Raw genomic sequence first — 10,565 nt, 5'->3', positions numbered from 1 at the left:
GCGAACATAGGATCTCGGCTCTACAGAAGCTGACGGCGCAGCGGTGTCGTGCTTGGCCGATCTCCGCTGCCGTCACCGCCTCAACGCATTGATCGCCAGCAACACCCATCCGGCCATCATGCTGGTGCCACCGATCGGTGCCATCCGCGTCGGCCACTGCCACAGCGCACCACCCACCAGGCTGCCGGAAAACAACAGCACACCCAGCAGCAGCACGTACAGCGCAAGGTGCGCGATCGCTCCCTGCGCGCGCGGCCCCAGCGCCACCAGCACCGCACCGTGCGCGAACGCATACAGCGCCGCCATGTTCAGATGCTGCTGCGCCAGCGGATCAGCCACGCCATGCGATGCATAGGCGGACAGGCCGATCGAGGCGGCGGCCAGCAGTGCCCCCAGGCAGGCCAGCAGCGAAGGCTTACGTGCGCGACGTTCGAGATTGAACATGTGGGCTCCTTGCGCAGCGCCCTTGCCGGGCGCCAGATGAAAAAAAAACGCGCCGCAATGAGCGGCGCGTTTTCGTGTCCAGCACTACATGGGTCAGCCGAAGCTTACTTGACGGCCCAGTAGATGTCGTAGGTACCTTCCGGGGTGAACGACTTGTCGATGCCGTCCTTCCAGGTTTCGTACGGACGGTCGATCACTTCGTTGCCGGAGGTCACCGCCCAGGCACGCAGGCCGTTGCGGGCCACGTCAAGACCCGCCATGTGGCCGGTGTAGGCCGCATGCGCCGAACGGTGCGGAGCCACATGCACGTACTTGACCGGCGCGCCGCCGTCGATCTTGACGGTCAGCTCTTCAGCGGTGGCACCTTCAGCACCCTTCTTCTTCACCGGCTGGGCGATGTCGAAGGCGTACTTCTCCTGGCCGAAGTCGGTGGTGATGATGCGGAACGGACCGGCGGCTTCAAGGCCATTGGCCTCCATCACGCGCTTGATCCACTCCTGGTTGTCCTTGATGGACTTGGTGATCGTGTCCTGACCGCGGTCCACGTTACCGGCGTTGACGACCAGCAGGTCCTCAGCCGGCACATCGACGATGCCCAGATCGGTCAGCGGGGCTTCCGGCGTGCGGTAGTCGACGTTCGGGACGGTGGCCAGCATGTTGGCCATGCGCGACAGGCCCATCTTGATGTCGTCGCCGATCTGGCGGCTGACATACAGGCCGGCATAACGGCCGAACAGGTCGAAGCCGTACTTCACCGAGTAGTCCTGGGTGATCTTGACGTTACGGCCACCCTTGCCGGTCGGCTCCAGGGTGAAGGTGGTGATCTTGTCGTGACCCTTGGTGGCGTCATCGATGGCGATCGCAACACGCTTGTTCTCTTCGGCTTCGGTGATCTTCCAGGAACCGGTGCCCAGGTCCTTGGAGGTGAAGTCGAGGGTGGCACCGACGCCGGAGGCCGGGCCGGACAGCTTCAGTTCAACGGCGGGATCGCGCAGTACCAGCGGGTTCCAGTCCTTGAAGCGGCGCAGGCTGCTGACCGTGTCGTACACGATCGTCATCTTGCGGTTGGTCTCGATGCTTTCGGTGATGTGACGCTCGCCCGGCAGACATACGCCAATGATGACGAACAGGCCAGCCACGATCCCCAAGGCGATCAGGAACTCGATAATACGGGTCATTCAGAGAGTCTCCGGGGCCGATCCCACGGCCGGGTTGATTGAAGCGAAGCGCCAATCCTAGCAGGCTTCGCGGGCATTGTTTATCGGGATTGGCGCACCGGTTTCCGTGCCGGCTGCGTATTTGTATGGACAAAGAAATCGAAGGGTACCGCATACCGACGCCCCTGAAGTAGGGGGCAACCCCGCCGGAGGGCCATGAATGGACCTCAAGTCATTGTCCTGAAAAGAATTTCCTCACACCAGCTGCAGCTCGAACGCCTTCAATACGGCGCGGGTACGGTCGCGCACGCCCAGCTTGGAAAGGATGTTGGACACGTGGTTCTTGATGGTGCCTTCGGCCACCCCCAGCGAATTGGCAATCTCCTTGTTGGAGAAGCCGCTGGCCATGAGGCGCAGGATCTCGGTCTCGCGGTCGGTCAACGGGTCCGGACGGTCCAGGCTGACAAACTCGTTGCGCATGTGCTCCAGGCCGGACAGCAGCCGCTGGGTCACGGCCGGCTGCACCAGCGAACCGCCGTCGGCCACGGTGCGGATGGCACCGACCAGCTGTGCCAGGGTCACGTCCTTGAGCAGGTAACCCTTGGCGCCGGCCTTAAGCCCGGCCAGCACCAGCTGGTCATCGTCGAAAGTGGTGAGGATGATGGTCGGCGGCAGCAGGTCCTGACGCGACAGGACCTGCAGCGCCTCCAGCCCGGACATCACCGGCATGCGCATGTCCATCAGCACCACGTCCGGTCGCACCTGCGGTATCAGCTCCACCGCCTGGCGGCCGTCGCCGGCCTCGGCCACCACCTCGATGCCGTCGTCGAGCGCCAGCAGGGAGCGGATTCCCTGCCGCACCAGGGTTTGGTCGTCGACCAGGCAGACGCGAATCATCAACGCACTCCTTCAGGAACCTTGGTAAGGGCGGCCACCAGCACCGTTGCCGGTACCGTCGCCCGCAGCCGGAAGCCTTCACCGGGCCGGGTCTCGACCTGCAGCTGGCCACCACATTGTTGCAGTCGCTCGCGCATGCCGCGCAAGCCATTGCCCACATTGACCGTATCCGCGCCGACGCCGTCGTCGCGGGCCTCCACCACCACCTGGTCGGGGGCTTCACGGTACACCTTGATCCACAGGTGGCGGGCACCGGCATGGCGCACCGCGTTGGTGATGATCTCCTGGGTACACCGCAGCAGCACGTGGGCCCGCTGCGGGTCCTCCACGTTCAGTGGATCCTCGATGTCCAGCTGGATGTCCAGCGAGGGCACGTTCTCGGTCAGCGGGCGCAGCGCCGCGGCCAGATCGATGGCACCGGTCTCGCGCAGCTGGCTGACCACCTCGCGCACGTTGCCCAGCAGCAGCTTGGCCAGGGCATGCGAGCGCTTCACATGGTCCAGCGCCTGGCCTTCGGCCAGGTGGCCTGCCACTTCCAGGTTCAGGGTCAGCGCGGTCAGCTGATGCCCCAGAAGGTCATGCAGCTCCCGCGAAATACGGGTGCGCTCGTTGACGCGGGCGCTCTCGGCCAGGAGGGCACGGGTGGCGCGCAGCTCTGAATTGAGCCTGCGCTGTTCGTCGCGGGCCTCGGTCTGCTGTCTCGCAACAAGGCTGGTCACGAAGATGAACATGGAAAAGCCGCCATACAGCAACGACTGCATCACCGCTTCGAACAGCGGGAAGCGCAGCAGCAGGTAATAGACCGGCGCCACCGCCAGCTGGCTGACCAGCAGCCACAGCACGCACAGGCGTACCGAAAGCATCCACGGAATGACGCCGGCAGCCACCATCATCAGGATGCTGCCAAGGCCCGAGCCGCTGAGGAAACTGACGCCCAGCGCCGAGACCGTCAGCAGCAGCAGCAGGCCGCGGTCCAGCCAGCTGGTGTGGCTGCCGCTGTCGCTGCGCAGCAGGCGGGTCAGCCAATAGTACGCCGCGCCGAAGGACAGGTAGGCGACAAACAGCAGGATCGCCCAGCCGCCCATATCGCTGCGGCTGTGCAGGTTCTCGAACTGCGAATACGCCAATGGAAGGCCGACCATGACCCAGGTGAACAGGCCGGCCAGACGGAGAACGCGGGTATGGCTGAGGACTCCCAACATGCCAGCACTCTACGGGCCCGGCCTGCGTCGCGCACTCCCACGGAAGTCATGCATCCGCGCCCCCCTGTTCATGCCGCAGCCCACCCCGGGCATGCAATAATCGTGCGCAGGGTCCCCTGACGGACCAACCGCGTTACCCCACGGAGTCACAATGTCGATTGTCATCCGCGACGTGCGCGAGCACGAGCTCGATTCCGTCCTGGCTTTGAACAACAACGCTGGCCTGGCCATCCTTCCCCTGGATGCGGCCCGCCTGCGCCTGTTCTATGAAACCGCTGAGTATTTCCGCGTCGCCGAGCGCGACGGCAACCTTGCCGGCTTCCTGATCGGCTTCGGCAGCGACAGCCAGCACGACAGCAGCAACTTTGCCTGGTTCAAGCAGCAGCTGGACGCCCCGTTCTTCTATATCGACCGCATCGTGGTTGCCAGCCGCCGCCGTGGTGGTGGCGTCGGTCGCGCGTTCTATGCCGATGCGCAGAGCTTCGCCGAGCTGCGCTACCCGCAGATGACCTGCGAGGTCTTCCTCGACCATGGCGCCGATGCCGCCCTGCTCTTCCACGGCAGCTTCGGCTTCCGCGAGCTGGGCCAGAACACCATGCCGCAGGTCGATGTGCGCGCCAGCATGCTGGCCAAGGAACTGTGCAGCTACCCGTGGGTGAAGGAGACCTACGGCGGCAAGCTGCCGGATGTGGCATGGACACGTGCCCGGCAGCTGCCGGCGCAGGCACAGCGGCCGACGGGGACCTGAGCGTGGCGGTGAATTTCGATTACGAACAGGCCGGTGAACTGAAGATCGGCCAGGTGGGCATCGCCAACCTGCGCATCCGTACGCTTGACGTGGAACGCCTCGTGCAGGAAATGCGCGAACGCGTTACCCGGGCGCCGAAGCTGTTCGGCCGCGCCGCGGTGATCCTCGACTTCGGCGGCCTGAGCCAGGTACCGGACGTGGCCACGGCGCAAGCGCTGGTCGATGGCCTGCGCAGCGCCGGCGTGCTGCCGGTGGCGCTGGCCTATGGCACCAGCGCGGTCGACCTGCTCTCGCAGCAGCTCGGACTGCCGCTGCTGGCCAAGTTCCGCGCCCAGTACGAGCGAGCCGAGGCCGAGCCGCCCCCGCCCCCGCCCGCTCCGGAACCGCGCCGCGCAGCGCGCGCCGAACCGAAGCCGGCGCCGGCCGCGCCGACAGCCAGGATTGCCGGCGCTGCGGCACCGCAGCCGGGCCGCATGCAGCTGGGCAACGTACGCTCGGGCCAGCAGCTGTACGCTGAAAACTGCGACCTCACCGTGATGGCTACCGTAGGCGCCGGCGCCGAAGTCATCGCCGACGGCAGCATCCATATCTACGGCACCCTGCGCGGCCGCGCGCTGGCAGGGGCCCAGGGCAACACCGCGGCACGCATTTTCTGCCGTGATTTCCATGCGGAACTGGTGGCCATTGCAGGCCACTACAAGGTACTGGACGATGTCCCGGACAACCTGCGCGGCAAAGCCGTGCAGGTGTGGCTGGAACAGGACCAGGTCAAGATCGCTGCGCTGGACTGACGCAGCTCCAAACTCATGCAGAACCAGGAGAAGTCCTTTGGCTGAAATCATCGTAGTCACCTCCGGCAAGGGCGGCGTCGGCAAGACCACTTCCAGCGCGAGCTTGGCCTGCGGCCTGGCACGGCGCGGCAAGAAGGTGGCGGTGATCGACTTCGACGTCGGCCTGCGCAACCTCGACCTGATCATGGGCTGCGAACGCCGCGTGGTGTACGACTTCGTCAACGTCGTGCACGGCGAAGCCACCCTCAAACAGGCCCTGATCAAGGACAAGCGCTTCGACAACCTGTACGTGCTGGCCGCCTCGCAGACCCGCGACAAGGACGCACTGACCCAGGAAGGCGTGGGCAAGGTTCTGAAGGACCTGGCCGCCGACGGCTTCGACTACATCATCTGCGACTCGCCGGCGGGTATCGAAAAGGGTGCCTTCCTGGCGATGTACTTCGCCGACCGCGCCGTGGTGGTGGTGAACCCGGAAGTGTCCTCCGTGCGCGACTCCGACCGCATCATCGGGCTGCTGGATTCGAAGACCCACAAGGCCGAATCCGGGCAGAACGTGCCCGCGTTCCTGCTGCTGACCCGCTATACCCCGCTGCGCGTGGAAACCGGCGAGATGCTCAGCATTGCCGACGTCGAGGAAGTGCTGGGGCTGAAGGCGATCGGCGTGATCCCCGAGTCGGGTGACGTGCTCAATGCCTCCAACAAGGGCGAGCCGGTCATCCTGGATGTCGAATCCGCAGCCGGCCAGGCCTATGAGGACGCCGTTGCGCGCATCCTTGGCGAGGAGCGGCCGATGCGCTTCACCACCGTGGAGAAGAAGGGCTTCTTCAGCAAGCTGTTCGGAGGGTAAGCATGGGCCTGTTCGATTTCCTCAAAGCGAAGAAGACCACCGCCGAAACCGCAAAGAACCGCCTGCAGATCATCATCGCGCAGGAACGCAGCCACCGCGGTGGCCCGGACTACCTGCCCCTGCTGCAGCGCGAGTTGCTGGAAGTGATCAAGAAGTACGTGAACATCGACGTCGATGCGGTGAAGGTCGACCTGGTGAAGGATGGCCAGCACGACGTGCTGGACATCTCCGTGGCGCTGCCTGAAGGCCCGGACAAACCCTGATCCCCCGCCCCGCCCGTGCCTGCATGGGCGGGGCTGCGTGACCTGCATGACCGATACGACAACCACCGTGGGCATCACCTGCGTGGGCGACATCGCCTTCGCCGACGCGCAGCGCCTGCTCGCCGCGCATGGCCTGCGGCTGCACCACGTGGCGCCCGGCGAACCGATTCCCGGCAGTTACTGGGGCGAGCCAGAGGCCGGCATCATCGCGAGCAACGTGTACGTGCGCGACGACACGCCCGTGCATTCGATGCTGCACGAAGCCTGCCACCTGATCGTGCTGCCGCCGGAGCGGCGTGCGCAGGTGCATACCGACGCCACCGACTCGGTGGCCGAGGAAGATGCCACCTGCTACCTGCAGATCGTGCTGGCCGGGCAGCTGCCGGGTGTTGGCAGCGCGCGGTTGATGGCCGACATGGACGCCTGGGGGTACACGTATCGGCTGGGGTCTACACAGGCATGGTTCGAACAGGACGCCGAAGACGCGAAGGCGTGGTTGATCGAACGGGGGTTGCCGGTGGCGTAACGCTCGGTAGTGCCGGCCGCTGGCCGGCAACTAGGTGATGCTTCACGGGTTCATGAGGTTGCCGGCCAGCGGCCGGCACCACCCCATCAGCCCTGCCCGGCCAGCGCGCGCAGGGTAATACCGACGATGTAGGCCAGGTAGGTGCCGGTGGCATAGCCCATCGTGCCCAGCAGCACGCCCACCGGCGCCAGCGCCGGATGGAACGCGGCGGCCACCACCGGCGCCGAGGCCGGGCCACCGATGTTCGACTGCGAACCGATGGCGAAATAGAAGAACGGCACCTTCAGCAGCTTGCCCAGGCACCACAGCAGCACGATGTGCACGGCGATCCAGATCAGGCCGAGCAGGAACAGCCACGGGCGGTCCAGCAACGCCAGCAGATCCATCTGCATGCCGATGCAGGCGATCAGGAAGTACAGCAGCAACGAACCCAGACGCGAGGCACCCGCGCCTTCCAGGTTGCGTGCGCGGGTGAAACTCAGGCTCAGGCCCAGGGTGGTCGACAGCACCACCACCCACACGAACGGTGCGTCCAGGCTGAACTGCGCGGCCCAGCTGACATTTGCCTTGAACCACGCCGCCAAGGGCGCACCGATCGCGTGTGCCAGTCCGACGCCACCGAAGGCCACGGCCACGATCAGCATCAGATCGGTGAGGCTGGGAATGCGCTCATGCTCGGCCTGGAAGCGCGCGATGCGCTCCTTCAGTTCATCGATGGCCGAGGTATCGGCGCCACTGCGTGCATCGATCTTCGCCGCACGACCGGCGAGGAAGATCAGCGCCGCCATCCACACATAGCCGACACCCACGTCGACCACGGCGAACTGGCCGAAGGTGGTCGCGTTGACGTCGAACACTTCGCGCATCGCCAGCATGTTGGCGCCACCACCGATCCAGCTGCCGGCCAACGCAGCCATGCCGGCCCAGGTGTCACCGGCCACGGTTTCCGGATGCACGGCGCGCATCAGCAGGAAGGCCACGACCGCCCCGAGCATGATGCTGGCCGATGCCCCCAGGTACATCAGCACCAGCTTCGGGCCCAGCCGCAGGATGCCCTTGATGTCCACCGCCAGGGTCAGCAGGATCAGCGCCGCCGGCAGCAGGATGTCGCGTGCGATCGGGTTGTAGAGCCGGGTGCTCTGCCCGTCGATCAGGCCGACGGTGTTGTAGATGCCGGGAATCAGGTAGCACAGCAGCAGCGCCGGCACGAAGGTGTAGAAGCGTTTCCACAGGCCCTGCTCGCGCGAGGCGGTCCAGAAAACGGCGCCGAGCGTGGCGGCGATCAAACCGAAGACGACGATGTCGTTCTGGATCAGGGCAGTCGAAGGCATGTAGGCGCTCTGGTAGAGCCGGCCGCTGGCCGGCTGCTGTTGGCGGCAGATAAGGTGTGCCGACCAACGGTCGGCACCCACCGGTAAAGCAGATGGTGAAACAGAAGCGCCGCCCCGGAGGGCGGCGCCGCAACCATCAGTTGCCGATGTGCTGCTTCAGCCAGGCATTGACGGTGTCATGCCACAGGATGCTGTTGTTCGGCTTGAGCACCCAGTGGTTTTCATCCGGGAAGTACAGGAACTTCGATTCGATGCCCTGGCGCTGGGCGGCGGTGAACGCGGCCAGGCCCTGCTCGACCGGGATGCGGAAGTCCTGCTGGCCGTGGATGACCAGGATCGGCTTCTTCCAGTCCGCCACGTGGTTGACCGGGTTGAACTTCTCGTAGTTCGCGGCCTTCTGGTACGGCGTGCCGCCCTGCTCCCACTCGGTGAACCACAGTTCTTCGGTGGCGTAGCCCATCATGCGCTGGTCGAACACGCCGTCGTGGTTGACCAGGCACTCGAACGGGCTGTTCCAGTTGCCGGCGATCCAGTTGACCATGAAGCCGCCGTAGCTGGCGCCCAGCGCACAGGCCTTGTCACCGTTGAGGAAGGAATACTTCTTCAGCGCCGCATCCCAGCCCTTCTGCAGGTCTTCCAGCGGGCGGTCGCCCCAGTGCTGGCTGATCGCATCGGTGAACGCCTGGCCGTAGCCGGTGGAGCCGTGGAAGTCGATCATCACCACCGCGTAGCCCTGGCCCGCATAGGTCTGCGGATTCCAGCGGTAGCTCCAGCCATTGCCGAAGCTGCCCTGCGGGCCGCCATGGATCAGGAACGCCACCGGGTAGGACTTGCCTTCCTGATAGTTGTGCGGCTTGACCACGTAGCCATGCACGGTGTCGTTGTTCCAGCCCTTGAACTCGAACTGTTCGTAGTCGCCGAAGGACACGTCCTTGAGTACGTCGCCAGCAGCCGGGGTCAGCGCGCGCAGTTCGCCGATCGGCTGGCCTGCGGCCGGCAGCAGTCCGACCAGCACCTGGTCGTTGCTCTTCAGGCTGTTGCGGGTGATCGCCACGCTGTTGCCGGCCACATCGACCGAGGTCACGCTGCCGTCGCCAACCAGCTTGGTGGCCTTGCCGCTGGCCACGTCGATCTGGAACAGCGGATGCTCGCCGAGGTCGTCGGCGGTGGTGTAGATGCTGGCGCCGTCGGCGGACAGGGTGATGCCGCCCGCCGAACGGTCCCACTGCGGCGCGATCTCGCGGGTCTTGCCGCTGGCCAGGTCCATCGCCATCAGGCCGAAGCGGTCGGCCTCGAAGCCCGGGCGCTTCATCGCACGATAGAACAGCGTCTTGCCGTCGGCGCTGAACACCGGGCCGGCATCCCAGGCTGGGTTGGAGGCGGTCAGGTTGACCGGCGCCTGCTTGCCCGCGGCGTCGAAGCGGTACAGATCGAAGTTGGTCGACCACGGTTCCTGCTTGCCGGCCACACGGATGCTGGCCACTACGCTGGCGCCATCTGGCGACCACGCGAAGTCATCATTGCCGCCGAACGGCTTGGACGGCGCATCACCATCGATGGTCGCGCTCAGTGCCGAGGCGCCCTTGACTGCACCGCCCTTGGCCGCAGGCAGCGGAGCGACGAACAGGGTGTTGCGGCGGCCGTCGTTCCAGGTGTCCCAGTGGCGCACGAACAGCGAATCCCATACCTGGCCGCTGGCCTTGGCGTCCTTCTTTTCCTTCAGCTTCTTCTCGGTGCAGGCCAGGTCCGAGGCGCAGACCTGGAACACGCCGGCGCTGAACAACACGCGGTCGTCCTGCGGCGACACGTGGTAGCTGTCCACGTCGACCGGGAAGTCGGTCAGCTGGCGCGGAGTACCGCCGTTGATAGGCTGCGCGTACAGCTGCTGGCTGCCGTTTTTGGCGCTCAGGAAATACACCGTCTGGCCATCGGCCGACAGCGAGGCGGAATTGACGTTCCAGCCGGCCGGGGTGATCTGCTTCGGCGGCGCTGCGTCGCGGGTGCGCAGGTTGCGCGCGAACAGCGCGGTGGAGGCCTTCAGGTTGGCGTCCACGCTGCGCTTGGCGAACACCACGGTGCCACCGTCTGCGGTCAGCACCGGCGCGGAAACGCGGTCCATCGCCACCATGTCGCGGACTTCCAGGCCACGGGCAGCGGCAACACTGGGCAGGGCGGCCAGCAGGCTCAGTGGCAGCAGGGCATGACGCAGTTTCATCGGGGTCTCCGCAGGACGGCAAAAAACCGATGGTAGGCCCGCATGGCCGGGGCTGCCAAGGCCATCGGTCATGGCTGCAGGCGGGCAATCGCCATAAACAGCAAACCCCGCCGAAGCGGGGTTTGCGGTACTGCCGGCCGCGGG

11 protein-coding genes are annotated in these 10,565 nt (G+C 65.6%); 5 read left to right on the top strand and 6 right to left on the bottom strand.

The window, feature by feature from the left end; all coding sequences use genetic code 11:
* Positions 1-72: 72 nt before the first annotated feature.
* The 4 genes from ACTXG9_RS19495 to ACTXG9_RS19480 all read right to left on the bottom strand — a co-directional run bounded on the left by ACTXG9_RS19495 (position 73) and on the right by ACTXG9_RS19480 (position 3,700).
* Complete coding sequence (locus ACTXG9_RS19495) at positions 73-444, bottom strand: DUF423 domain-containing protein (RefSeq protein WP_019659313.1); 372 nt, start codon at positions 442-444, stop codon at positions 73-75.
* A gap of 104 nt (positions 445-548) precedes the next feature.
* The gene (locus ACTXG9_RS19490; protein ID WP_021203110.1) at positions 549-1,622 is read right to left on the bottom strand and encodes a polyketide cyclase; all 1,074 of its coding nucleotides are present in this window, start codon (positions 1,620-1,622) and stop codon (positions 549-551) included.
* Between the two features lie 234 nt (positions 1,623-1,856).
* Positions 1,857-2,498, bottom strand: coding sequence for a response regulator (locus ACTXG9_RS19485; RefSeq protein WP_021203109.1), 642 nt, complete (start codon positions 2,496-2,498; stop codon positions 1,857-1,859).
* The gene (locus ACTXG9_RS19480; RefSeq protein WP_019659315.1) at positions 2,498-3,700 is read right to left on the bottom strand and encodes a sensor histidine kinase; all 1,203 of its coding nucleotides are present in this window, start codon (positions 3,698-3,700) and stop codon (positions 2,498-2,500) included. The genes ACTXG9_RS19485 and ACTXG9_RS19480 overlap by 1 nt, the downstream gene beginning before the upstream one ends.
* A gap of 151 nt (positions 3,701-3,851) precedes the next feature.
* On the opposite strand from ACTXG9_RS19480, the gene ACTXG9_RS19475 reads away from it, so the two are divergent.
* From ACTXG9_RS19475 to ACTXG9_RS19455, 5 genes are read left to right on the top strand one after another with little or no spacing between them, the layout of a single operon-like run.
* Positions 3,852-4,448 (top strand): GNAT family N-acetyltransferase, encoded by a 597-nt coding sequence (locus ACTXG9_RS19475; RefSeq protein ID WP_019659316.1) that lies wholly within the window; start codon positions 3,852-3,854, stop codon positions 4,446-4,448.
* A complete protein-coding gene (gene minC, locus ACTXG9_RS19470; protein ID WP_164143875.1) occupies positions 4,394-5,239 on the top strand; it encodes a septum site-determining protein MinC in 846 nt (281 codons plus the stop codon). The genes ACTXG9_RS19475 and minC overlap by 55 nt, the downstream gene beginning before the upstream one ends.
* A 37-nt stretch (positions 5,240-5,276) precedes the next feature.
* Positions 5,277-6,086, top strand: a complete 810-nt coding sequence (minD, locus tag ACTXG9_RS19465) for a septum site-determining protein MinD (protein WP_019659318.1) — start codon at positions 5,277-5,279, stop codon at positions 6,084-6,086.
* Positions 6,087-6,088: 2 nt separating this feature from the next.
* Positions 6,089-6,349, top strand: coding sequence for a cell division topological specificity factor MinE (minE, locus tag ACTXG9_RS19460; RefSeq protein ID WP_005408532.1), 261 nt, complete (start codon positions 6,089-6,091; stop codon positions 6,347-6,349).
* A gap of 46 nt (positions 6,350-6,395) precedes the next feature.
* Entirely contained in the window at positions 6,396-6,875 is a 480-nt protein-coding gene (locus ACTXG9_RS19455) for a hypothetical protein (RefSeq protein ID WP_019659319.1), read from the top strand.
* An 86-nt stretch (positions 6,876-6,961) separates the two neighbouring features.
* Here the strand turns inward: ACTXG9_RS19455 and ACTXG9_RS19450 are convergent, their stop codons facing one another.
* The gene (locus tag ACTXG9_RS19450; protein ID WP_021203107.1) at positions 6,962-8,206 is read right to left on the bottom strand and encodes a DUF819 family protein; all 1,245 of its coding nucleotides are present in this window, start codon (positions 8,204-8,206) and stop codon (positions 6,962-6,964) included.
* Between the two features lie 136 nt (positions 8,207-8,342).
* On the bottom strand, positions 8,343-10,421 hold the full coding sequence (locus ACTXG9_RS19445) for a prolyl oligopeptidase family serine peptidase (RefSeq protein ID WP_456115746.1): 2,079 nt from the start codon (positions 10,419-10,421) through the stop codon (positions 8,343-8,345).
* Positions 10,422-10,565 lie beyond the last annotated feature (144 nt).

Source organism: Stenotrophomonas maltophilia group sp. LNF247 (genome assembly GCF_054083135.1).
The sequence above is the reverse complement of the archived record's forward strand: the minus strand, read 5'-3'. Positions and strand labels throughout refer to the sequence as shown.

Excerpts from the sequence above, each read along its gene's own strand:
- ACTXG9_RS19495 (WP_019659313.1), bottom strand. The coding sequence starts at position 444 with ATGTTCAATCTCGAACGTCGCGCACGTAAGCCTTCGCTGCTGGCCTGC.
- ACTXG9_RS19490 (WP_021203110.1), bottom strand. The coding sequence starts at position 1,622 with ATGACCCGTATTATCGAGTTCCTGATCGCCTTGGGGATCGTGGCTGGC.
- ACTXG9_RS19485 (WP_021203109.1), bottom strand. The coding sequence starts at position 2,498 with ATGATTCGCGTCTGCCTGGTCGACGACCAAACCCTGGTGCGGCAGGGA.
- ACTXG9_RS19480 (WP_019659315.1), bottom strand. The coding sequence starts at position 3,700 with ATGTTGGGAGTCCTCAGCCATACCCGCGTTCTCCGTCTGGCCGGCCTG.
- ACTXG9_RS19475 (WP_019659316.1), top strand. The coding sequence starts at position 3,852 with ATGTCGATTGTCATCCGCGACGTGCGCGAGCACGAGCTCGATTCCGTC.
- minC (WP_164143875.1), top strand. The coding sequence starts at position 4,394 with ATGGACACGTGCCCGGCAGCTGCCGGCGCAGGCACAGCGGCCGACGGG.
- minE (WP_005408532.1), top strand. The coding sequence starts at position 6,089 with ATGGGCCTGTTCGATTTCCTCAAAGCGAAGAAGACCACCGCCGAAACC.
- ACTXG9_RS19455 (WP_019659319.1), top strand. The coding sequence starts at position 6,396 with ATGACCGATACGACAACCACCGTGGGCATCACCTGCGTGGGCGACATC.
- ACTXG9_RS19450 (WP_021203107.1), bottom strand. The coding sequence starts at position 8,206 with ATGCCTTCGACTGCCCTGATCCAGAACGACATCGTCGTCTTCGGTTTG.
- ACTXG9_RS19445 (WP_456115746.1), bottom strand. The coding sequence starts at position 10,421 with ATGAAACTGCGTCATGCCCTGCTGCCACTGAGCCTGCTGGCCGCCCTG.